Raw genomic sequence first — 23,725 nt, forward strand, 5'->3', positions numbered from 1 at the left:
TTAAAATGCTCAATAAATATGATAATGAAACGAATTTTATTCAATTCAGAAAAGCGACTCTACTAAGAGAAATAAATCGTGAAGAAGCATTATTGGAAGAGCTTCACGCAAAACTTGGATTAAAACGGACACCTGCAAAAACGGAAGTACCAGAAGTGCTACCCCCATTAAAAAATCAGAACCATCCAACCTTAAATCTCAAGGAATATAAGGATCTCCAGCAACGTGTTACCGACTTATCTTATAGAAACAAAATAGATGGCCTTATCAAACTTATACCTGATTGCAACGGAAGCCGGATTTGTAAGAAGCAGCAACTTAATGTGGCTATTATATCTGATGAGTTTATGATTAATTACTATAAAGATGCCGCAAACTTCACATATTTAAGTAATACTAATTACAAATTTCTTGTGAATGAAATGAAGTTTGATATGTTCATGTTTGTTACGGGATGGAAAGGATTAAACGGAGAATGGAGGGGGATAGCTTCTTCAGAAGATAAAAGAGCAGAACTGCTCGAAGTAATTGATTATATTAAATCAAAAGGGATTCCAACCATCTTCCAATCCATTGAAGATCCAAGTAACTACGATAATTTTATCGACATAGCACAAAAATGCGATTATGTATTTACTACTGCCATTGAAAAAATTGATGACTATAAACAAGACTGTAATCATGAAAATGTGTGGTTTTTGGAATTTGGTATCAATCCGTTATTTCACAACCCTGTGGGCTTTAAAAAGGTAAATTCATTTAAAGACATTCTTTTTGCTGGCAGCTGGACGAATAGATACCAGGAAAGATGTACAGATATGGTAACCATTTTCGATGGGATAATCCAAGCTAAAAGAGAAGTTAAAATTATTGACCGTAACTTTGAGTTAAAGGCCCCAGACTACTTTTTCCCCGAAAAGTATGTAAAGTATTCTAGTCCTTCTGTTTCTCATACTGAATTGCAAAAAGTACATAAGCTATATGATTGGGCTGTTAATTTAAACAGTATTAAATATAGCCAAACTATGTGCGCAATGAGGGTTTACGAACTGCAGGCATTGGGGAATATTGTTCTGTCTAATTATTCTATAGCAGTAAATAACTCTTTCCCTAATATTTTTATTATTAATAATAAAGAAGAAGTTTCTCCTATCATTAACTCTTTTAATGATGAAGATATTTATCGTCATCAATTATTTGGTATCAGAAATGTAATGACTAATCATACTTTGTTTGATCGCTTTAACTTTATTTTAGAAAAGTGTTCTGTTAAGCATAGTAAAGGCATTGTTAGTATTCTTGTAGTTGTTGAGAAAGTAACAAAAAAAATTCAGGAAATGTTTGATGCTCAAACTTATCCCAATAAAGTTTTGATGGAGAAATCAGCAATTGATCATTCAAAGCTGGAACAGTTTGAGGTAGTGGCGTTCTTTGATGAAAATATTAATTATCTTAATTTTTATCTTGAGGACATGTGTAACGCTTTTAAATATACAAGTTCAAGCTATATCACTAAAAATATTGTAAATAGTAATAGTGTAGAGCATGATTATACTTCTAACTATGAAAACAAATATACTACCGTTTTTTGGAGTAGTGATTTTACTTTAGAGGAATTATATTCTATGGGTAAAGCGGGTCAATTAGATAATGGATACTGTATCGATCGTTATGAAGTTGAAATTAATTTACAAGAATCAATTAATGTTGAAAATTCAAGAAATGGTAACTTTCAGCTATCGGTAATTGTTCCTATCTATAATAACGGGAATCATTTGGTGAACAAGTGTTTCAATAGTTTAAAGAGAAGCACAATTTTTAAACAGATGGAAGTTATATTGGTGGATGATGGATCAACGGATGAGATGACTAAAATGCTGGTTAACCGTCTCGAGAAAAGATTCTCTAATGTCAAAACATATTTTTTTAATGATGGCGGTAGCGGCAGTGCGTCTAGACCAAGGAATAAAGGCATTGAATTAGCCACTAGTCCATACATTACTTTCTTAGATCCCGATAATGAAGCTGTCAATGATGGATATGCGGTACTTTTAAGAGAAATATTAGAAAAAGACTATGACTTTGTGATTGGACATATAAAAAAAATAACTAACAAAGAAGTTATTTTAAGGTTAGGAAGCCCACAGATAATTGACAAGCCAAGAGAATATCTGATTAATAAGAATTTTAAAGCTCAGAGTATTCAAGCTGCTATGATTAAAAGAGAATTGATTATTAAAAATAATTTGGATATGGTTGTTGGTTCCATCGGCCAGGATACATTGTTTTTTCATGAATTAATGTTGTGTGCTTCGAAAGTTAAAGTAATGGACATTGTCGTACACATATATTATGCTGCTGTTGCAAATTCTGCAGTAAATTCTATTACCAAGAAATTTTTCGAAAAATCTCTGTTGCTTGAAAAAGGAGCATTTAGTAGGTATAAGTCCTATGGTGTTTTAGAAGACTATTCAAAGAATAAGTTTGAGGTGTTTTTTAGGGATTGGTATCTCGAGAAAATTAAAAATGTTAAACCTGAGGATCTACAAATTGCTACCCGAATTTTATATTCAATTTTAGATATGTATTCTGAACAGGTAAAATTAAAAGACAAAGAAGTCATAAAATTTAAAAAGAAATGTGAGAACAAATTAATCGGTTAGTGAACAATACCAGCACCAGCAAAGTTGTTTATTGCTGGTGCTGAACAGTATCGAGGCTTCACTTAAAATTTAGAAATTCATAGCTCAAAAGGTATACCTATTTTGGTGTGCTTTTTTGAATTTTACTCCATTGGAGAAATTGTTCTGCTCTATTGCTCCAATAGTTGTCTTTTAGAAAATCTGCTATCAATTCAACATTTATATTTACAGTCATTGCTTCATAAAGTTTCTGTTGAAATTCTTCAGTAGTGTTAGCGATGTATACATAAGGGTAATCGTGAATCTGAGGCATTCTAAAGGAGACTATGGGTAGTCCTAGTGCAAGATATTCATAAACCTTAATTGGATCGACTCCATCTGCAAGCTTGGAAATTCTAAAAGGTATAATCGCGACTCTCCAATTTTGGGTATAGAATCGTATTTCCCTAGGTTTTTTTGGCCCAATGTATATAATATTTTCAGGTAAAACAATGTTAGAAGGTAAAGAATGACCAATAATTTCAAATCTCAAATCTCTATTTGCAGCAGCAATTTTTATAATAGCCTCCCAGTCAAACCAGGCATCAGTCAGATGACCAATATAGCCAATGATTTTTGTGCCGGTTCTTGGAGCACTTTTTATTTTGGGAGAATTTAGAAAAGAAGCATCTAGAGCATTTGGGTTCAGGTTAACTTTCTTTGATGTGAAGTGTTGCATTTTTTGTAAGAGTGTTTTCGATACGGCACAGACCACATCAGCCTTCTCGACAATATCCCTTTCTACATATTTGTTAAACCAAACTGCCTGTCCAACTTTATAAAACTCTTCCCATTCGTCTCTTACATCATAAATAGTAATCCAATTTGAGTGGTTAAACTCTTGAATAATCTGTCCACAAGTTTTATATGGAAACGAAATAATGAACAGCTTTTTTTTATCTCCAAAGTCATAATTGGCGATTTCAGACATATATTTAAGAGTTACATCGATTGGGGTTTGGAATAATAATTCACATTTATTTTCGGGTACATTTTCTTTTATATTCCACCGCCAGTACGAAAATAAAACCGGTATATTTTTCTTAATAAATTGTTGGGTTAGTTTAATTGGCCTATTTCCATTGTAATCTTGGATAAAAGAGGTCCCGGAGAACATAAACACAATGTGCTTCACATTACTATTTTTGATGTCTTCCATAAAAGCGAACAGTTCACTAGAGATCTCGTGTTCTTTAGTTATATTAAGGGATTTATTTTTTATGAATTTATTAACGAATTTAGTCTGTAATTTTTTTCTATCTTCTATCGATCCTTTTATTAGTATTTTTCCAGCATTTTTTATTTGTTTTGATTTTATGACGGGTTTAAAAATAATCTTGGAGTACAACTGATTTATTAGTCCAAGCTTTCTACAAAAAAGGAAATTAAACAATGGATTTATATTATATGAATAGTTGAAGAAATGGGATTGTTTTTCTCCTTTATATAAGATGCGATTTGAGTGGATAACGTCGATATAACTGGCTTTATATAAAGGGGAGAAAGTTTTGCTAAACAACTCTTTTGATCCCTGTTTGGGGAGAAAGGGTGAAAACATACTTGAGATTAACAGAACTGAATCTTTTCTTGCAACTCTATAAACTTCTCTGAAAGCTTCCCCGTTGAATTCTAAAAGTGTTGTTACGATTATAGAATCGAAGAAATGATCAGGGAAAGTTTCAGTGGCTAGCGTACGAATATTGTCTAATAATATGACAGAGTTGTACTTTTTTATAAGTTCAAGATCAACTGTTTCTAATAAATGACCTACGACGAGTATATTACCTTCTCTTATATTGTTTATAAACCAGTTAGAAACACCGTTATATAACATTTTTTCAATATAACTCCTTTGAACAGTCTTTGTTTGTATTTTATCAGGTCAGTATTCCAATGCTATAATAGCATTAAGACTATTTTGAAAGTAGGAACTGCATCATGATTAAAAAAGCTTTAAATTTGATTAAAGTGACAGGGGTTAAAGGTTTTATGGTTTTGTTGCAGAATAAAATCAAACGACTTGCATTTAAACAATTATACAACACTCAAGAAGTTGAAGGTCTATTAGAAAAGCTTAACAAAGAATTGATTGAAAAAAATATTAAAAACATTGTTATTTATCCAATATCAGCATCCGAAATCGACAGTCATAAAAGTAGCATTTTTTTAGAGGAACAGCAAACAACTATTATTTTCGTAATTTGTGGTCCTCAATTCTTTATGAAAAGAAGTTGTAGTCAAGAGAGTTCCCTGATATATAAAATCCCTATGTTTGCTTTTATGAACAGTTTAGATATCTTAGATCAATTAAACTTTGAAAAAGGATATTTTTTTCTGGATACTCCCAAATTGTGTTACACAGATATGATAGATGGGTTGAGAAATAAAGGCTTTTATTTTTATTATCATATCAGCAACAATGGGGAGGCAGAAAAATTGTATTCAAAATGTAGAAGTGAGATAGAAGAGTCTCTGGTTTTACAGGCAGATATAGTATGCACTAATTCAGAAGAACAGTTTCAATTCTTCAAACAGCTGAGAAAGGATATTGTTTTGTTTCCTAATCACACAAAAACAGTTGGTCAAACAGTCGGTATTTACAATTTAAAGGAAGTTGTTCAACTTATGAACTCTCAAAAAAATACGACTTTTTTTTGTGAGTTATATAGATGATGGAAGCGATTAAAATGCTAACCATATATAGATGCGCTACGTTGGGCGGAGTAGAAAGAATCCTTTTAAATAGAGCTCATGTATTTCAAAATTCTAAACTTAACATTCATTATGATATTCTTTTTTGGGAAAATGGTACGGCAAAGGAGAAATTTATTGAGTACTTGATACAAAATAATTTAGACTCATTCGTAAAGGTGGTAGAAAGTTTAGAACCAGATCATTATGATTATATCTTTTCAATTGATGTGCCCGAAGTGTTGAATTTTGTAAATCATGAAAAGCTTTTTATTGAATGTCATACCGGCTATCCTGAAAACAGAAGATATTTGAGCAGTTTGCCGAGCGATATTAATGGAATAATTGTCCCGTCCCAATCTTTTGCCGAGGAGATCAAATTAGAACTTCCTCTTCCGCTAGTCGACCGAGTGCATCTTCTTTCAAATATTGTGTATTTGTCAGATGTACAATTATTTAACGATGAGTTATCAGTTATATATTCGAAAATTCCAGTCGTGTATTTGGGCAGATTGGACCGCAAGAAAAAAGTAGAGGAAGTAATAAGAAGTGTGTCCCTGTATAATAAGAACACCGACGATTTGTGCTTATTCTTAGTAGGAGAGGTCATTTCGCATGAAATCAACCTGCGTAAGTTACTTTATAAATATGATATGATAAATCGAACAGTGTATCTCCCTGCTATTCGATTTGACAAAGTTGGAAGGTTACTGGAATTTATAAAAAGACACAAAGGTATCTATATGTCTGCATCAACAAAAGAAAGCTTTGGTATGTCCACAGCCGAAGCAATAGCAATAGGAGTACCTGTTCTGGTTCATGATAATCCAGCTCACCATTACTTACTTAATGGTGAGGATACTTATCTTTTTCAGAGTAAGGATTACTCTACTATCATAAAAAAAATGAGGGCAATATTATCAAATTATGAACTACACTCCACAAAAATGTTGCAGTTATCTTCAAGGTTGCAAAGTAATTTTTTGAAGGAATGGCATGAGCTAATCAAAGCGAGTGAATTTAGGGGGGGGAGAAATTGACTCCAACTATAAAAATTGCTTATCTAATGCATGTAGACTGGGACTGGATAAAGCAACGCCCCCATTTTTTGTATGAAGAATTGACGAAATATTATTCAGTAGATCTTTATTATATTCAAAAGCTTTACAATAAACGCAAGCATCTCGTGAGTAATAAGATTAATACCTATTCAAAATCAATGCGGAGAAAAATATTTAAAATTCCTAAGTCAGCAAAATACAAATTTATACAAGCTATTGAAAAAACTTTAAATTATCCTACTATCGAATTATTAAAAGAATACGATTGTATCTGGATTACTTCTCCTATACTTATGGATTTCCTTCCATTGGAGCTGTTGAAGGAGAAAACAGTTATCTATGACTGTATGGATGATTTTTTAGGTTTTTTCTCAGTTTATAGTGAAAAAGAAAAAAAGAGGTTAATAGAACTGGAAAGTCAACTCCTTAGGTGTTCAAAATACGTTATCACAACATCAATGTATCTCAAAAAGAAGTTGATGCGTGAGTATGGTGACGATTTAATTAATGAGCCTATTGTTATAAACAATGGAATAACAGATGGTTTTTTTCATAACAATATCGGAAATATTATTAATATTGCTGATTCTCCAAAAGCAAATGGGTGGAACATACATTATATTGGTACAATCGGTGAATGGTTTGACTTTGATTTGATTATTGATATGCTTATTAAATATCCGTTAGTTACAGCAACTGTTATTGGGCCTATCGATGTTTTAGTGAAGAAACGTCATCCGAGACTTCAACTGCTAGGATCTGTAGAACATCATATGTTGCCAGTGTATGCGAAGCGAGCAGATGCCTTTATTATGCCGTTTAAGCTAACAGAATTAGTTCGTGCAGTAGACCCTGTGAAAATATACGAATACATTAGCTTTAATAAGCCTGTCATTGCTGTCAGTTATGAGGAAATGCATAAGTTTCATCCGTTTGTTAATCTGTACTCTTCTGATAAGGAATTTTTTTCTTTAGTGGATAAATTAGTAGAGAATAAATTGCCTAATTATAGACAAGAAGATGTCGACGCCTTTTTGAGGGAAAACTCATGGAGCAAAAGAGCTGAACAAGCATGTGAGGTTATTACTGATGCTGTGGAATCAATTGAATCTGGCTTGAATGAATCATAACTAGTTCTTATCATGATTTATCGTATTTGTTTTTCTGAAAATATTTTCCAAGGAGATAAAATCATGAAAGCTATCATATTAGCAGGCGGGACAGGGTCCCGCCTTTTTCCTTTAACCAAGGTAACTAATAAACATCTGCTTCCTGTAGGAAAGTATCCGATGATCTTCCATTCTGCATATAAATTGAAACAAGCTGGCCTTACCGATATCATGGTGATTACCGGCAAAGAACATATGGGAGACGTTGTTAATCTTCTAGGTAGCGGAAGTGATATAGGTGTCTCATTCACATATCGAGTTCAAGATGAAGCAGGAGGAATAGCTCAAGCGCTTGGATTGGCAGAACAATTTACAGGTGATGACCAAATGGTGGTTATCCTGGGTGATAACGTGTTCGAGGACGACATTACAGAGTATGTGACCAATTTCCGGGAGCAGAAATCCGGAGCTAAAATATTGATACAAGAAGTCGACGATCCTCATCGCTTCGGAGTGCCCGAGTTACACGGCGATCGCATCGTATCCATTGAAGAAAAACCGCAGAAACCCAAAAGCAAATATGCGGTAACAGGCATATATATGTTTGATAGCGAAGTCTTCAAGATCATCAAGACATTAAAGCCTTCTGCAAGAGGCGAATTGGAAATCACAGACGTAAACAATGCATATATTGAACGAGGAAATCTTACCTACGATATACTTAAGGGTTGGTGGACAGACGCAGGCACTCACGCGTCGTTGGCACGGGCCAATGAATTGGCGCGAGATATTGCATTCGGTGACGAGTTCGGGAAGTTAAAGTTATAGAAGAGAAGGGATGGCGAAAACATTGAAAATCACTCCTTCCAAGCTGACAGGTGCCTGTTTGATTGAACCGGTGGTTCATGGGGATCACCGGGGTTTTTTTATGGAAAGTTACAATGAGCAGCTCATGAATCAACAAGGAATCAACTACAAGTTTATTCAGGATAACCAATCCTTATCTGCTCAGCATGGTGTGTTGCGCGGATTGCACTACCAACTTAATCCCAAAGCACAAACCAAGTTAATTCGGGTTATTTCGGGTGTGATTTATGATGTTATCGTGGACATTCGACAAGGATCACCTACCTTTGGACAGTGGGAGGGATTCATCTTGAGTGAACATAATCATCGTCAGTTACTAGTCCCCAAAGGATTTGCCCATGGTTTTTGTACACTTGTTCCGAATACCCAAGTCTTGTATAAAGTGGACGAATACTATTCCCCGGAGAACGACCGTGGCATATCATGGAGTGACCCGGCACTTGGAATTGATTGGCCTACATCTAGTCCGACTTTGTCAGATAAGGACCAAAGGCATCCATTACTTCAAGATGCGGAGATCAACTTCAACTTCGAAGTGAAGTAATTAGGAGGTTCCAACACTATGAAACTGCTCGTTACCGGCGGGGCCGGTTTTATTGGAAGTAATTTTGTGATGTATATGTTGGAGCAGCATCCTGATTACGAAATTATTAATGTAGATGCTCTGACGTATGCAGGTAATCTAGAAAACTTGAAATCACTTGAAGGCAACAAAAACCATATTTTTGTCAAAGCAGACATTACAGATGCTGCCGAGATGGATCGCCTGATTGGCCAAGGTGTGGACGTTGTCGTTAACTTCGCAGCCGAATCTCATGTAGATCGCAGCATTTTGGAACCGGATGTGTTTGTACGAACGAATGTTAATGGTACCCAAGCACTACTTGAGGCAGCCCAAAAACACAATATCTCCAAATTCGTTCAAGTATCAACGGATGAGGTATATGGTTCGCTGGGTCCAACAGGCCTATTCACTGAAGAGACACCATTGCAACCCAACAGCCCATATTCGGCGTCCAAAGCAGGTGGGGATTTGCTTGTGCGTGCGTATCATGAGACCTTTGGTCTTCCAGTGAATATCACCCGTTGCTCCAACAATTACGGCCCTTATCAGTTTCCGGAGAAACTGATCCCACTTATGATCTCCCGTGCCCTTGCTGATGAAGCCTTGCCTGTTTACGGAGATGGATTGAACATCCGGGACTGGCTTTATGTTGAAGACCATTGCAGTGCTATCGACCTGGTGATCCATCAAGGACGTAACGGTGAGGTCTACAACATCGGTGGCAATAACGAGCGAACCAACGTGCACATTGTAAAAACCATCTTGGAGCAACTCCGCAAGCCAAAATCTTTAATTAAATACGTGCAAGATCGGCCTGGGCATGACCGCAGATACGGCATTGATCCGACCAAAACGATGTCTGAACTAGGTTGGAAACCGAAGCATACGTTTGAAACCGGGATCAAGGAGACCATTCAATGGTACCTGGATAACAAAGAATGGTGGACCCGTATTCAGTCCGGCGTGTATCAGCAGTACTATGCCAAGCAATATGGCTCTCGATTGGGAGACGTGAAGTAATGAAAGTTTTGGTTACTGGGGCAAACGGACAACTGGGACGGGATGTCGTTCTTCTTTTGGAGAAGGAGGGACATTCTGTTCTTGCTTGTGATCGGAATCAGATGGATATTACGAATCAGGCACAGTGTAATGACGTCATCTCCTCTTATCATCCTGAAGTGGTCATTCATTGTGCAGCTTATACAGCTGTAGATGCAGCAGAGACAGATATCGATGGTGCGTATAAGGTGAATGCTGTGGGAACGCGCAATGTTGCTGTAGCGGCAGAAAAAACTGGAGCCAAGCTTATCTATATTAGTACCGACTATGTATTTGATGGCAAATCGGTAGATCCTTATCAAGAATATGATAATACGAATCCGCAAAGCGTGTATGGCAAATCCAAACGAGCAGGAGAATGGTTGGTGCAGTCGTTGTCCTCCAGATGGTTCGTTGTACGAACGTCTTGGGTGTACGGACTTCACGGAAATAATTTTGTCAAAACGATGTTGAAGCTGGGCCAGGAAAAACCAAAATTGCAGGTTGTCCATGATCAAAAAGGATCGCCTACGTATACTTTAGATTTGGCAGGATTCCTTATGGAACTCATGGCAACAGAAATGTATGGAATATACCATGCCTCCAATAGTGGTACCTGCACATGGTATGAATTTACTCAGGCTATATTTGAAGAGGCTCAAACCACCGGAGGGGTATCCATTCAGGCAAAATTGGAACCTTGCACAACCGAACAGTTTCCCAGACCGGCTCCTAGGCCCGTCAATTCAGTGATGGACCACATGTCCATTCGGACAAATGGCTTGACGGATCTCCGCCCATGGCGGGACGGACTAAAAGATTTTATTTTTTTTCTTGTCGGAAACTAAATGAATTATAACATCCTTTTAGGTAACTCTCGCTCTGGTATTTCTGGGCGGGGGTTTTCGTATATAATGAAGAAAATTTAATTTTGAGGTGAAACGTGAACCAGCCTAAAGTATGTGTCATGCTTTCTACATATAACGGAGCAAAGTACATTGATGAACAACTCGAAAGCCTTCTTGCACAGAGTCAGGTAGATCTACACATTCATATCAGGGATGATGGTTCTTCCGATGAAACTGTCCAGAGGGTTCGTGGGTATGCCAAGGCATATCCGGATCTAATTCGTATGATTGAAGGGGAAAATGTAGGCGTAATCGGAAGTTTTTTTGAATTAATGCGACAAACTCAGCCTATATACGACTTTTATGCTTTTTGTGATCAAGATGATGTGTGGCTACCGCATAAACTGAGTAGAGCTGTAGAGAAATTGCAATCCAGACCATCAGACGTAGCGTTGATGTATTGTTCTTCTACACAGATGGTAGATCAGGATTTAAACCATCTGAACGTATGGCCGCATGTGCCTCCAAGGCCGCTCAGCATCTACAATGCTCTGGTAGAAAACTGTTGTGTTGGTTGTACCATGGTCTTGAACCCAGTTACATTCGAGCAGATCAGGGCGAATGTCCCGTCTGATCTAACCCAAATCATTATGCATGATTGGTGGATATATCTTTTTGTTAGCTCTTTTGGTGAAGTGATCTTTGATGAAGAACCAACCATTTTGTATCGGCAACATCAAGGGAATGTTCTTGGCGGGAGCAATGATAAATGGTTTATAAAATGGAGGAACAGGTGGAACCGTTTCGTGAATGGAAAGAATCATTCAATTTTGAGTAAACAAGCTAAATTATTTTTGGAACTCTATAGAGATAAGTTACCTGCGCATCAGCAAAAGACTGTGCAACATTTTTTAAACCAACTGGATTGCAATGGGGTTAAAAGAATTGGTTATGCGGTTAAAATGCCTTTTTACCGTCAAGCATTTTTAGATGACGTTGTTCTTAAGCTTATATACGTGTTGAGGAAAGTATAAATCGAGCTATTACCCCTGATTCCACTCATCCGCCCATAATATGCTATACTTTCAATAGTTAAACATAGAGATAAAGTCAGGAGTTTTTAAAATGCTTCAATTAACAGATACTCCTTTGCGGGAGGTATCGAAACTGATTGACGCCAGCATCATAATCGTCAATTACAATACACGCCAGCTAACACTGGACTGTTTGGCATCGGTGTATGCATCTCAATCCTCTTACCAATACGAGCTTATCGTCATAGACAATGCGTCTCATGATTGTTCGGTTGAGGCAATTCGTGAAGCGTACCCGGACGTCCAGCTTATAGCTAATCAAAACAACACAGGTTTCGCCGTAGCCAATAATCAAGGGATGGAAATAGCCAAAGGGCGCTATGTCTTGTTACTCAATTCTGACACGGTTGTCCAACCGGATACACTCCACACCATGATCTACTTCATGGATCGCCATCCTGAGATGGGAGCATCTGGCTGCAAGGTGATTCTTCCTGATGGCTCCTTGGATAAGGCGTGTAAGCGTGGATTTCCTACACCATCGGCATCGTTTTATTACGCTTTCGGTATTTCTCGTCTTTTCCCCGATCGGCCGAAGTTTAATCAATATCAACTGGGACATCTGAGCCCGGACGATGAATATCCAGTGGACTGTCTTGTCGGTGCATTCATGCTAGTGCGGCGTGAGACGATTGAGCAGGTTGGCGGGTTGGATGAGACGTTCTTTATGTATGGAGAAGATATTGACTGGTGTTATCGCATCAAAGAGGCGGGATGGGGCATTTTTTATTATCCGCGTACATATATAGTGCATTACAAGGGCGGCAGTGCCCGTCGTAAACCCTTGAAAATAACGTATGAGTTTCATAGAGCAATGTGGGTGTTCCACCGCAAACATTACGCGAAGAAGTACAATCGACTCACGAATACCGCTGTGTGGATGGGGATATCACTTAAGTTCACACTATCTTTATTACGAAGCAAGTTGTCTCCTCCTTATAGACAAGGGCAGACTACAACCCGCATGAGAGCGGAGAATGAAGCATCTTCCGAGGTGAACTCATGATTAGGCGTAATCAACGATTTCTAACCCAATTGTATATTGCGGCTGATTTTGGCGTGATTCAGCTTTCATTCTTGCTAGCCTGGTGGCTGAAATTTGAGAGTAACCTGTTGACGAACCAAAATCCATTACCTATAGAGAAATATATAATGTGGAGCTTGGTTTACGCAGTTCTTGCTATTATCACAGGAGTAATGTCTTCCCTGTATATAGCCAAGCGAAAAAAACGATTTGTAGATGAACTTTGGAAAATCGTTCAATCTCATGGCATAGCTTTCTTCATGCTAATGAGTCTGCTGTTCTTTTTCAAGGAAGTGAACATCTCTCGTTCATATCTCGCCATGTATATGATTGGCAATATATCATTCACAATGATCTATCGTTATATAGTGAAAGTACAACTGAAACGCTTGCGTAAAAAAGGCTTTAACCGTCAGTTTGTGCTCATCCTTGGTGCTGGATCACTAGGCAAGCGTTTCTATGACAACCTTAGAAATTATCCCGAACTTGGATATGAAGTAACTGGATTTATGGATGATTATCGTCACTGGGATCAGACTGAACAAAAAAGATACAAACCTATCCTTGGACGAATCGACGAACTGGAAGAATTCTTGTCTACGCATCTTGTTGATGAAGTCATTCTGGCATTACCTTTGGATGCTCATGATAAGTATTCGCATATTATCAACGTGTGTGAGAAAGCTGGTGTCCGGACACTGATCATTCCTGATTTCTTTGATTACTTGCCAGCACGGCCGTATTTTGATAATTTTGCAGGTATGCCTATGATTAACGTTCGCGACATTCCACTGGATATTGCGGTGAACCGATTGATGAAGAGAACCTTTGACATTGTTTTCTCGCTAGTAGCCATTCTGTTAACTTCTCCGGTAATGCTCGTTGTCGCCGTAGGAGTACGATTGACTTCTGCTGGACCTGTCATCTTCAAACAAGAGCGAGTAGGACTTAACCGACGCAATTTCATGATGTATAAATTCCGTTCCATGAAAGTCATACCTGAAGGTGAGGTAGATACCGGTTGGTCTACCCAGAATGATCCGCGTCGAACGGTGTTTGGAACATTTATAAGACGCACAAGCCTAGATGAGTTACCTCAATTTTTCAACGTCCTTTTGGGTCATATGAGTGTAGTTGGCCCGAGGCCAGAACGTCCGTACTACGTGAATCAATTCCGAGACGAAATCCCGAAATATATGATCAAACATCATGTTCGCCCGGGAATTACAGGATTGGCACAGAGTAAGGGACTACGAGGTGATACCTCGATTGAGGATCGAATTGAACAAGATATCTTTTACATTGAAAACTGGTCTTTATTATTTGATATCAAAATTATATGGGAGACTATTCGCAAAGGCCTTAAGAATGCTTATTGAGGTTCAGAATTCATTTAAATCCTGCATCCACCATTTAACAGCCGCCTCCGGGCGGCTATTTTGTTTTGTACTTCCTCAATTCGGGTAGTTAGCTAACAAAAAGGTACTGAGGATGTGAATGTGATATGAAACGCATTGCCGCAGTGTTAATACTACTGATCGTTACCGTGGGTACACTCTTTTTCGCCTATGAAAGCGAGAGTGAGGAACAACGGGACGGATTTACCGCCTATAGATTAATTGCCCATGCGATGGGCAGCATTCGGGATCAGCCATATACCAACGCCTATGAAGCGATGATTGCCAATTACGAGAAAGGCACACGTGTATTTGAGATCGACTTTATGCTGACATCAGATCGCAAAGCCGTAGCCAGACATGAGTGGACCGCGAATATGAGCAAAATGCTAGGACAAGACGAAGAACTTTCGGAGGATAAACAGGCCGGGGCGCTGACACATGATGAGTTCATGAATACGCCTATTCTGGGTATGTACCAGCCTATGGATGCAGACGGCATTATAGATGTACTGGCTAAATACCCGGATATGTATATCGTAACCGACACCAAGGAACAGAAGGACGAAGATATACAGCAGGTGTTAAGATCCCTCGTGGATGCTGCCAAAGAACATGATCCCTCTGTGCTGGATCGCGTGGTTGTACAGATCTATAATGAACCGATGCTTGAAACAGTGAAAGAAGTCTATGCATTCCCTTCCATTATCTATACGTTATATGCCACACAGGATACAGAAGATCAGGTTGTTGATTTTGTGCAAAAAAATGATATTGATGCCGTGACTATGCCGGAATATAAAGTAAACCAGAATTTCGTCGCCAAGCTCAATAGTGCAGGCTCAGTCACCTACGTGCATACCATCAATGACACTGAACAGGTGGCTAACTATGAGAAGTGGGGCGTGTACGGGGTGTACTCGGACGTGCTGACGGAGCAGGAACTGGATGAGATGAATACACGGTTTGCCTGGAAACCGTAAAATGTCGTAATTATAATCATTACAAAATCCAAATCACAGGCTTTTCCCTACCAGGACCGGGAAATGTCTGTGATTTTCTGTTCCCCTTTTTATACGAACATTGACACTCACTGCCTGCTGACTTAGACTTAGTTTACAAGCTTTCTAGGATGCAGAAGAACCTCTGGAGGAATGTTCGTTGATAGACATGATTAAGCAGTGGAGACATGTATTTAAGCTTGACCCGGACCGGGAGATTACGGATGAAGAACTTGATCTGGTCTGCATGTCGGGGACCGATGCAATTATCGTCGGTGGATCTTCCGGAATTACTTATGATAACACGGTAGACCTGATGTCCCGTGTGCGTCATTATGAGTTGCCCTGTGTGCTTGAAGTATCCGATCTGGAGGCTGTTGTTCCCGGATTTGACGGATATCTGATCCCGATGGTCCTGAATGCAACGGACAGCAAATGGATGATTGGGCACCACCAGAAGGCTATAGAGCGTTACGGTTATCTGATCCCATGGGATCTGCTGATTGCCGAGGGTTATATTGTGCTTAATGCAAACTCCACGGTAGCGCGGTTGACTGGTGCAGATACGGATCTGACGACAGGAGCTGCGGTGGCATATGCGCAGGCAGCGGAGCGTCTGCTCAATCTTCCCATTGTTTACATGGAGTACAGCGGAACGTTCGGAGATATGGAACTTGTTGGGGAGACACACAGACAACTGGATCGGGCACACCTCATCTACGGCGGCGGAATAGATAATCCGGAGAAAGCAGCGCAAGCTGCTCAGGTGGCAGATACCATCGTTGTAGGTAACATCGTGTATAGTGATCTGAACAAAGCACTTGAGACGGTGTTGGCCGTAAAAAGAACCGATGAAACGGTTTAGTTTACCATTCCCCCATTTTCCCCTTATGATCTGTTAAAATAGAACTTTGCCCTTACTAATTTTAAGAAGTTATATGAGTATAATGTCGTTTACACGAGTACGAATAAGATTGAAATAAGCTGGAGAAGCGAAGCATTCGTTAAGCTTTCTGTACAAAAGCTAAATTCTAAGCAATCTCTTCTTATCCTATTTTGTTCTTTTACTAAGCAATTCGTATAAAGGAACTATGTTTACACAAAAACGGAGAGTGCAGAAGCAATCTGAAGAAACGAAGTGTTCGTATTTATCACCGGATTTTCCCTTTGATAAAGGGAATCAAAAAATCTGGGGATAACGACGATCGGAAGATGCTGCTGCAATTGAAGTCCAAGTGTAACCGATAGCTCCCTTATACCGACTAACCAACCAACGAAAGGAGCATGCATGCATGCAACCTGTAAATATACATGATGCCGTTGCACGGCTTAACACCCCTCAACGGCAAGCCGTCGAGGCGACGGATGGCCCCCTGCTGATTATGGCCGGAGCGGGCTCTGGCAAGACGCGGGTGCTGACACACCGGATTGCCTATCTCATTGCAACACGGAAGGCACCCCCGTGGGGCATTTTAGCGATTACATTTACGAACAAAGCCGCGCGTGAGATGCAAGACCGTGTATCCCAACTCGTAGGTGGATCTCAGGGCCGCGACATTTGGGTATCCACATTCCACTCCATGTGCGTGCGTATTTTGCGCCGTGACATTGAACGTATTGGCTTTACCTCCAACTTCAGTATTTTGGACTCATCGGACCAATTATCTGTAATTCGTAGCTGTATGAAAGATCAGAATATTGATACCAAGAAATTTGAGCCCAAAGCAGTTCAATCGATGATGAGCACGGCCAAGAATGAACTGATCAGTCCGGAGCAATATGAGAAGCAGTCGGGAGATTATTTCGAAGGTATTGTGGCGAAGGTATATAAGATGTACCAGAAACGGTTAAGAGCCAACAACTCACTTGATTTCGACGATCTCATTATGCAGACCATTCAACTGTTCAAAGAAGTGCCGGAAGTCCTCGACTTTTACCAAAAGAAATTCCAGTACATTCACGTGGACGAGTATCAGGATACGAACCGTGCACAGTACATGTTGTGCCGCATGCTCGCGGACAGTCACCACCACATCTGCGTTGTAGGGGATAGTGACCAGTCGATCTATCGCTGGCGTGGGGCGGATATCAGTAATATCCTGAACTTTGAGAAAGATTACCCTGAAGCAAATACGATTTTGCTGGAGCAGAACTACCGTTCTACTTCCAATATCCTGAATGCAGCGAACGAAGTGATCGGCCTGAATACAGGGCGTAAACCGAAGAAACTGTGGACGGACAAAGAGGGTGGTTCAAAAATCAAGGTGTACCGTGCGGATTCCGAACATGATGAGGGGTATTTTGTAACCTCCGAGATTAGTAAAAATGTGAAGAACGGCAAATCCTATCAGAACCATGCGATTTTATACCGTACCAATGCCCAGTCCCGGGTTATAGAGGAAATTCTGATCAAGTCTGATATTCCGTATCAGATTGTCGGCGGCATCAAGTTCTATGATCGTAAAGAGATCAAGGACATTCTGGCGTATCTGCGCCTGTTATCCAACCCTGACGATGATATCAGTCTTACACGGATCATTAATGTACCGAAACGTAGCATCGGGGATACAACAGTAGCGAAGCTGGCGGCTGCGGCAGGAGAGCGTGGAATTTCCATTTTCCGAGTACTTCAGGTCGTGGATGATCTTGGTTTTGCTGGTCGTACGCGTAATGCGCTGGTGGAGTTCTATGACATGATCGCTGCTCTGCATCAGATGGTAGAATATCTGTCTGTAACTGAACTGACCGAGAAGATCCTGGAGATGAGCCAATACCGTCTTGAGATGCAAAATGAAAATACACTCGAATCTCGTGCACGGCTCGAGAACATTGATGAGTTCCTGTCAGTAACGATGGAATTTGAGAAAAATAATGAAGACAAAACGCTCGTATCGTTCCTCACCGATCTTGCATTGATTGCGGACATCGACAGCATGAACGATGATGAAGAGGATCAGAGCGATGCTGTTACCCTGATGACCATGCACAGTGCCAAAGGTCTGGAGTTCCCGGTGGTCTTTATCGTGGGTATGGAGGAAGGAGTCTTCCCGCACAGCCGTGCCTTTATGGATAATGAAGAGCTGGAGGAAGAACGCCGACTTGCTTATGTAGGGATTACTCGTGCAGAAGAGCAACTCTTCCTGTCGTGTGCCCAGATGCGTACCTTGTTTGGACGTACCACGGCAAATCCACCTTCCCGTTTCTTGGACGAAATTCCGGATGAACTGAAGGAAGACACTTCCATGGCTCGTGATCGTTACCGCCGTGGCAGTAGCGGAGGCGGCTCATATGGTGGACGTGGACTAGGTTCCAGTGGAGGAAGTAACTTCGGTGGTGGCACCAAGCTCTTTGATCACCAAAGCAAGAGCGGTTCATCTGCTACCTCATCCACGCCAACTTCGCGTGTGACCACAAGTACCTCCCGCCCAACATACTCTACGCCATCATCTGCTTCCAAGCCGGCAGCTTCTAATGGTGAAGCAGGGTTTAAGGCAGGAGACAAAGTGCAGCATGGCAAATGGGGGACAGGAACAATCGTTGCAGTCAAAGGTACAGGTAATGATACCGAGCTGCAGATTGCATTCCCGGCTCCGGTTGGTGTGAAACGTTTACTTGCCGGGTTTGCCCCGATTACCAAAGTAGAATAAGAACGAAACTTCCTGTTGCACGATAACGGAGAGAACAGAAATAACTTGAAGAAGCAAAGTGTTCGCCTTTATCCCCGGATTTCTACCTTTTAACATGAATTAAAAGAAATCTGGGGATAACAGCGATCGGAAAGTTGTTCTGTTATCGGCGTTCAAGTGCAATAGGAGTGTTCGTTCTACATATATAGATCAAATTAACGGAGGGATGGCCCTGTATGGACCCGATGCACCGGATGGAGCAACTCGTTACCGAGCTGAACCAGCATAATTATCAGTACTACACGATGGATCAGCCACAGATCAGCGATAAGGAGTATGACCTTCTGTATGATGAACTGGTTACGCTGGAACAGGAAAGCGGCATGGTTCTGCCTGATTCTCCAACACAGCGTGTGGGCGGCGAACTGCTCAAAGGGTTTACCCCACATCGCCATTTATCTTCATTATGGAGTCTGGACAAAGCGCAAAATATTGAGCAGCTGCGCAGCTGGAATACCCGTGTACTAAAGTTGATCAACGACTATAACAGTAAAAATCCCGATACACCTTTACCGGAACCAGGTTATGTCATTGAATTGAAATTTGACGGATTGACGCTGAACCTGACGTACACCAACGGTGAGTTGGTGCAAGCCTCTACACGAGGGAACGGTACCGTAGGCGAAGGTATTTTGGCACAGGTGAGAACGATCAGATCTGTCCCGCTCAAAATTCCTTACACAAACGGCACGATTGAAGTACAGGGTGAAGGTATCATGAATCTGTCTGTCCTGGAGCGATACAACGAGACAGCGGCAGAACCGCTCAAGAATGCGCGGAATGCAGCAGCGGGAGCACTGCGTAACCTGAATCCAAAGGCGACGGCTGAGCGTCGGCTGAATGCTTATTTTTATAACGTAGGTTATTCGGATGACATTCAGTTTGCCAATCATCAGCAGATGATGGACTTCTTGCGTGAGAACCGCTTCAAGGTGAATCCATCCATTACTTATTTCCATGAGTTTGATGACGTAATGGAACAATTGGCTGCAATTCAGGAGAACCGGGGTCAGTTGGACTATCTGATCGATGGAGCTGTTATCAAAATTACAGACATGCGCACCCGCGAGGTATTGGGTTATACCGATAAATTCCCTCGCTGGGCGGTGGCATATAAATTCGAGGCAGAAGAGACCACGACAGTTCTTAATGCTGTGGTATGGAATGTGGGCCGTACTGGCAAAGTAACTCCGCTGGCGCGCGTAGAACCGGTTGAACTTGCCGGGGTAACGGTACAGAACTGTACGCTGAACAATGTTGGCGATATTGAGCGCAAAAATCTGAAGTTTGCTCTGGGTACACGGGTCTTTATCCGTCGCTCCAATGACGTCATTCCTGAGATTCTGGGTAAAGTGACAGAGGAAAGTGATGGTGAGGAGATCGTCTTCCCTGAGCAGTGCCCGGCATGCGGATTCCCGCTGGAGCAACGTGGAGCGCACCTGTTCTGTAACAACAGACTGGCATGCAAACCGCAGACGGTGGCACGTATTTCCCATTTTGCTTCCCGTGATGCCATGGACATCGAGACATTCAGTGAGAAAACAGCGATTCAGCTGTATGATGAATTGAACGTGCGTGAGCCTGCTGATCTGTATACGTTACAGTTTGATGATCTGGTGAAGTTGGAACGGTTTGGCGAAAAGAAAGCGAACAACCTTCTCGCTGCGCTGGAGCTCAGTAAGGATCGTGATCTGGCCTCGTTCCTATACTCACTGGGTATACCGAACACAGGTAAATCCACCACGCGTATGCTTGCGGATCACTATCGAGATCTGCATGCTATTATGAATGCAACCGTAGAAGAATTGGTTGAACTACCTGACGTTGGTGGTATTGTGGCAGAGAGTATCGTAACTTTCTTTGCAGATCCGTTTACACAGGCTGCGATTGAGAAAATGCTCAACTTGGGTGTGAAAGCACAGGCACCTGAGGTGTCAGAAGCTGTTGTTGTGGAAGATTCCTTCTTCAGTGGCAAAACCGTCGTCCTGACGGGAACACTGCACCAACTGACGCGGGAAGAGGCTACGCAAAGACTGGAAGCGCTCGGAGCGAAGGTGACAGGCAGTGTGTCGAAAAAGACAGATCTGGTAATTGCCGGAGAGAAGGCAGGTAGCAAATTGACCAAAGCTCATGATCTCGGTATTCCAACGATTGAGGATGAGGACGAACTTGTACGTCTTTTGAACCCACAGGGTTAGAGGATAAACGGACAAAAGAGTTCCTATAAGAAAGCCCCCGAAGACACGGATACGTGGTCGGGGGCTTTTGCTGTTATTTGAATGATTAATACAACGAATGAACGATCTCCAGTTTTAACTGAACGGATCATGATCCACTTATATTATTAGGGATGCGCTGAGATGCGCCTGTAAGCCATGCATCCTTGTCATATCCTCGCTCTTCCCAGTAACCGATATGTTCACTGTCGATGAGTTCAATGCGATTCAACCATTTTACTGATTTGTATGCATACATTTGAGGAATGACGAGCCGTACCGGACCGCCGAGATCAGCTGGGATGGGTTTGCCATCATGCATGACAGCCACCATAATATCCTCCATTTGTGCTTGATCCATCGTAATCGCATCTGTATACACACCATCACCTGAATAAAACTTCACACTATGAGCCTCTGGTTTGACCCCTGCTTGCTTCAAAAGCTGTGCAAGTGAGATTCCTTCCCAAGTATTCTTATATACAGACCATCCTGTCACACAGTGAAAATCACTAACCTGTACGGTACGCGCGAGCTTCACGAACTGTTCCCAGTTCCAGACCTGTGCCCGTTCAACCAATCCATCAATTCGGAAAGACCAGTTAGCATTGGAGAAGGACGGTATGGGCGTAACCGTATATACGCGGAAATGACCTTCAGCTCCGCCTCCAATGGGAGGTGAAGAGGCAGACAGCGGTTGTGGCAAAGGAACCATACGGTTAGGATCGTTCTCCAGCATACTGTCGATACTGTTATCAATCTTGAGATTTCGTCCTACCCAGGATATAAAAGTAGGTCCGAGCGTGACGGCGAGGCCAACACCTACAGCAGAACGGATGAAAGCTCGGCGTGTATACAACGGCTGAGGTCGCTCCTCTGGTTTGAGAGAATCTCTCTCGGAACTACGATCAAATGGGGGAGAAGATATAGCAGCCGGAGTTTCTTTTTCATCAGATACTGAATCAGATGGATCAGCTGCATTTTGAGCACGTGTTGAAGTTGTAGTGGTTTTAACCGCACGACGTGCAGGGTCCTTTAGCCATTTGGTCCGAGTTATTGAGTGATAGATGATATAAGGTAAGCCCACCCAAGTCAGCAGATCATGGATCAAAAGTGCAGCATTCGACCATCGGGGTCCAGCCAGCTTGAACTGCCATAATACAATACCCGATAGTAACCATCCTACCAGCAGTGCAAGAACAAAGATGGTGTTCACCCTTTGCCAAGGTCTATTATGAAGCTGCTTCCAGTGCTTTCCGGCCAAAATCAAGTAATATACCACGGGTGCCAGCATAGCTAACCCAACGATGATATGCAGCCATTTTAACCATACACGCCCGATTCCAAGTATCTCACGCCAAAAGCCCCCTACTAGCATAAGACCTGATATAGCAAGGATCACAACAATCCAGGCATTCCAAGCATGGATGGAAACCAACTTTTTGCCATAACCTTTGCGCCTGTTCTTCAACCATTGTTTCAAGTGTGATCACCCCATATAGGTTTAGTAATGAGTTTATCCAGAACTTCGTTATGTAATAGCCAGTTGTGAATGGAGTGCGTGTTATCTGAGTATAGATTTAGGCAGGCGTGATGATTAAACAATACTTCATAGACTACTTATAAAAGTAGAACACTTGATGGCTTAGCCTTATCCCTATATCTATATACCTTATTATAGAGTTTTTGGATCACTTTCTTCAAACCAACAGGAGGGCAGGGCTCATTATCCCCATCGGGGGCTCTAGCTGAGCTTCATCTGGATTCTTATTAATTATGAAATAGAGGTCGTATTATAGAAATAATCTGTTTCATTGATATAGAGTAGCCTTTAAAAGGGTACCATCTTGATTTCAGATATTGTTTTAATGTGTCGTATATTGGCTGGAGGCAAGGTGCCGTTTAAGAAGATTATTATGATAACCGAGGGTTGATTAAAAATGCTTGCTAAATAAATCATGACATGATATATTATTTCTTGTCGCTTCAAACGAATGATTGTCATAATCATTTGAAAGGTGGCGAAAACAAAGTGTTGACAGTAAGTTAGTTAACATGTTATGATAAGATTCCTGTCCGGTTGACAAACGTCAACATAAACGGACATACAAGTTCCTTGAAAACTGAACAAATGGATAGTAACTTTTGATTCACAATGAATCGTCAGATTCAAAATGAGCTTATCGCTCTTTTCAATACTTTATTGGAGAGTTTGATCCTGGCTCAGGACGAACGCTGGCGGCATGCCTAATACATGCAAGTCGAGCGGAGTTGATAAGAAGCTTGCTTCTTTGATGCTTAGCGGCGGACGGGTGAGTAACACGTAGGCAACCTGCCCTCAAGTTTGGGACAACTACCGGAAACGGTAGCTAATACCGAATAGTTGTTTCCTTCGCCTGAAGGAAACTGGAAAGACGGAGCAATCTGTCACTTGGGGATGGGCCTGC

The 23,725-nt window shown here is 41.0% G+C and carries 17 protein-coding genes and 1 rRNA gene; 16 read left to right on the forward strand and 2 right to left on the reverse strand.

The window, feature by feature from the left end; translation table 11 throughout:
• Nucleotides 1-5: 5 nt before the first annotated feature.
• A complete protein-coding gene (locus tag AB4111_RS22330) occupies nucleotides 6-2,663 on the forward strand; it encodes a glycosyltransferase (RefSeq protein WP_442033263.1) in 2,658 nt (885 codons plus the stop codon).
• Between the two features lie 97 nt (nucleotides 2,664-2,760).
• Here the strand turns inward: AB4111_RS22330 and AB4111_RS22335 are convergent, their stop codons facing one another.
• Nucleotides 2,761-4,515 (reverse strand): glycosyltransferase, encoded by a 1,755-nt coding sequence (locus tag AB4111_RS22335; RefSeq protein WP_442033264.1) that lies wholly within the window; start codon nucleotides 4,513-4,515, stop codon nucleotides 2,761-2,763.
• A gap of 104 nt (nucleotides 4,516-4,619) precedes the next feature.
• Between AB4111_RS22335 and AB4111_RS22340 the strand changes: the two genes are divergently transcribed.
• From AB4111_RS22340 to ligA, 14 genes are all read left to right on the forward strand, one after another.
• Nucleotides 4,620-5,354 (forward strand): hypothetical protein, encoded by a 735-nt coding sequence (locus AB4111_RS22340; RefSeq protein ID WP_442033265.1) that lies wholly within the window; start codon nucleotides 4,620-4,622, stop codon nucleotides 5,352-5,354.
• Nucleotides 5,351-6,412, forward strand: a complete 1,062-nt coding sequence (locus tag AB4111_RS22345; RefSeq protein WP_442033266.1) for a glycosyltransferase — start codon at nucleotides 5,351-5,353, stop codon at nucleotides 6,410-6,412. Before AB4111_RS22340 ends, AB4111_RS22345 begins: the two co-directional genes overlap by 4 nt.
• Nucleotides 6,409-7,563: a hypothetical protein gene (locus tag AB4111_RS22350; protein ID WP_442033267.1), complete on the forward strand. Its 1,155-nt coding sequence runs from the start codon at nucleotides 6,409-6,411 to the stop codon at nucleotides 7,561-7,563. Before AB4111_RS22345 ends, AB4111_RS22350 begins: the two co-directional genes overlap by 4 nt.
• A 63-nt stretch (nucleotides 7,564-7,626) precedes the next feature.
• Entirely contained in the window at nucleotides 7,627-8,370 is a 744-nt protein-coding gene (locus AB4111_RS22355) for a sugar phosphate nucleotidyltransferase (RefSeq protein WP_442033268.1), read from the forward strand.
• Nucleotides 8,371-8,380: 10 nt separating this feature from the next.
• Entirely contained in the window at nucleotides 8,381-8,953 is a 573-nt protein-coding gene (gene rfbC / locus AB4111_RS22360) for a dTDP-4-dehydrorhamnose 3,5-epimerase (RefSeq protein ID WP_442033269.1), read from the forward strand.
• Nucleotides 8,954-8,971: 18 nt separating this feature from the next.
• A complete protein-coding gene (gene rfbB / locus AB4111_RS22365; RefSeq protein ID WP_442033270.1) occupies nucleotides 8,972-9,994 on the forward strand; it encodes a dTDP-glucose 4,6-dehydratase in 1,023 nt (340 codons plus the stop codon).
• A complete protein-coding gene (gene rfbD, locus AB4111_RS22370) occupies nucleotides 9,994-10,860 on the forward strand; it encodes a dTDP-4-dehydrorhamnose reductase (RefSeq protein ID WP_442033271.1) in 867 nt (288 codons plus the stop codon). Before rfbB ends, rfbD begins: the two co-directional genes overlap by 1 nt.
• 95 nt (nucleotides 10,861-10,955) lie before the next feature.
• Nucleotides 10,956-11,894, forward strand: a complete 939-nt coding sequence (locus AB4111_RS22375; RefSeq protein ID WP_442033272.1) for a glycosyltransferase family 2 protein — start codon at nucleotides 10,956-10,958, stop codon at nucleotides 11,892-11,894.
• Nucleotides 11,895-12,030: 136 nt separating this feature from the next.
• Nucleotides 12,031-12,960, forward strand: a complete 930-nt coding sequence (locus AB4111_RS22380; protein WP_442033299.1) for a glycosyltransferase family 2 protein — start codon at nucleotides 12,031-12,033, stop codon at nucleotides 12,958-12,960.
• Nucleotides 12,957-14,357: an undecaprenyl-phosphate glucose phosphotransferase gene (locus tag AB4111_RS22385; RefSeq protein ID WP_442033273.1), complete on the forward strand. Its 1,401-nt coding sequence runs from the start codon at nucleotides 12,957-12,959 to the stop codon at nucleotides 14,355-14,357. Before AB4111_RS22380 ends, AB4111_RS22385 begins: the two co-directional genes overlap by 4 nt.
• Before the next feature lie 125 nt (nucleotides 14,358-14,482).
• A complete protein-coding gene (locus tag AB4111_RS22390) occupies nucleotides 14,483-15,358 on the forward strand; it encodes a phosphatidylinositol-specific phospholipase C/glycerophosphodiester phosphodiesterase family protein (protein WP_091013171.1) in 876 nt (291 codons plus the stop codon).
• A 187-nt stretch (nucleotides 15,359-15,545) separates the two neighbouring features.
• Nucleotides 15,546-16,241: a heptaprenylglyceryl phosphate synthase gene (locus tag AB4111_RS22395; protein WP_442033300.1), complete on the forward strand. Its 696-nt coding sequence runs from the start codon at nucleotides 15,546-15,548 to the stop codon at nucleotides 16,239-16,241.
• 427 nt (nucleotides 16,242-16,668) lie between these two features.
• A complete protein-coding gene (pcrA, locus tag AB4111_RS22400; protein WP_442033274.1) occupies nucleotides 16,669-19,023 on the forward strand; it encodes a DNA helicase PcrA in 2,355 nt (784 codons plus the stop codon).
• Between the two features lie 215 nt (nucleotides 19,024-19,238).
• Nucleotides 19,239-21,260, forward strand: coding sequence for an NAD-dependent DNA ligase LigA (ligA, locus tag AB4111_RS22405; RefSeq protein ID WP_442033275.1), 2,022 nt, complete (start codon nucleotides 19,239-19,241; stop codon nucleotides 21,258-21,260).
• A gap of 127 nt (nucleotides 21,261-21,387) precedes the next feature.
• On the opposite strand, the gene AB4111_RS22410 is transcribed toward ligA, so the two are convergent.
• On the reverse strand, nucleotides 21,388-22,761 hold the full coding sequence (locus tag AB4111_RS22410; RefSeq protein WP_442033276.1) for a molybdopterin-dependent oxidoreductase: 1,374 nt from the start codon (nucleotides 22,759-22,761) through the stop codon (nucleotides 21,388-21,390).
• Between the two features lie 717 nt (nucleotides 22,762-23,478).
• Between AB4111_RS22410 and AB4111_RS22415 the strand changes: the two genes are divergently transcribed.
• Nucleotides 23,479-23,725 (forward strand): 16S ribosomal RNA (locus AB4111_RS22415); the annotation flags it as partial.

Source organism: Paenibacillus sp. 2KB_22, from assembly GCF_052115745.1.
Classification (GTDB): Bacteria; Bacillota; Bacilli; order Paenibacillales; family Paenibacillaceae; genus Paenibacillus.

Bases quoted from the DNA above. Each gene is read 5' to 3' on its own strand.
- rfbC (WP_442033269.1), top strand. From the start codon at position 8,381: ATGGCGAAAACATTGAAAATCACTCCTTCCAAGCTGACAGGTGCCTGT.
- AB4111_RS22330 (WP_442033263.1), top strand. From the start codon at position 6: ATGCTCAATAAATATGATAATGAAACGAATTTTATTCAATTCAGAAAA.
- rfbB (WP_442033270.1), top strand. From the start codon at position 8,972: ATGAAACTGCTCGTTACCGGCGGGGCCGGTTTTATTGGAAGTAATTTT.
- AB4111_RS22390 (WP_091013171.1), top strand. From the start codon at position 14,483: ATGAAACGCATTGCCGCAGTGTTAATACTACTGATCGTTACCGTGGGT.
- AB4111_RS22345 (WP_442033266.1), top strand. From the start codon at position 5,351: ATGATGGAAGCGATTAAAATGCTAACCATATATAGATGCGCTACGTTG.
- AB4111_RS22340 (WP_442033265.1), top strand. From the start codon at position 4,620: ATGATTAAAAAAGCTTTAAATTTGATTAAAGTGACAGGGGTTAAAGGT.
- AB4111_RS22395 (WP_442033300.1), top strand. From the start codon at position 15,546: ATGATTAAGCAGTGGAGACATGTATTTAAGCTTGACCCGGACCGGGAG.
- rfbD (WP_442033271.1), top strand. From the start codon at position 9,994: ATGAAAGTTTTGGTTACTGGGGCAAACGGACAACTGGGACGGGATGTC.
- AB4111_RS22385 (WP_442033273.1), top strand. From the start codon at position 12,957: ATGATTAGGCGTAATCAACGATTTCTAACCCAATTGTATATTGCGGCT.
- ligA (WP_442033275.1), top strand. From the start codon at position 19,239: ATGGACCCGATGCACCGGATGGAGCAACTCGTTACCGAGCTGAACCAG.
- AB4111_RS22335 (WP_442033264.1), bottom strand. From the start codon at position 4,515: ATGTTATATAACGGTGTTTCTAACTGGTTTATAAACAATATAAGAGAA.
- AB4111_RS22355 (WP_442033268.1), top strand. From the start codon at position 7,627: ATGAAAGCTATCATATTAGCAGGCGGGACAGGGTCCCGCCTTTTTCCT.
- pcrA (WP_442033274.1), top strand. From the start codon at position 16,669: ATGCAACCTGTAAATATACATGATGCCGTTGCACGGCTTAACACCCCT.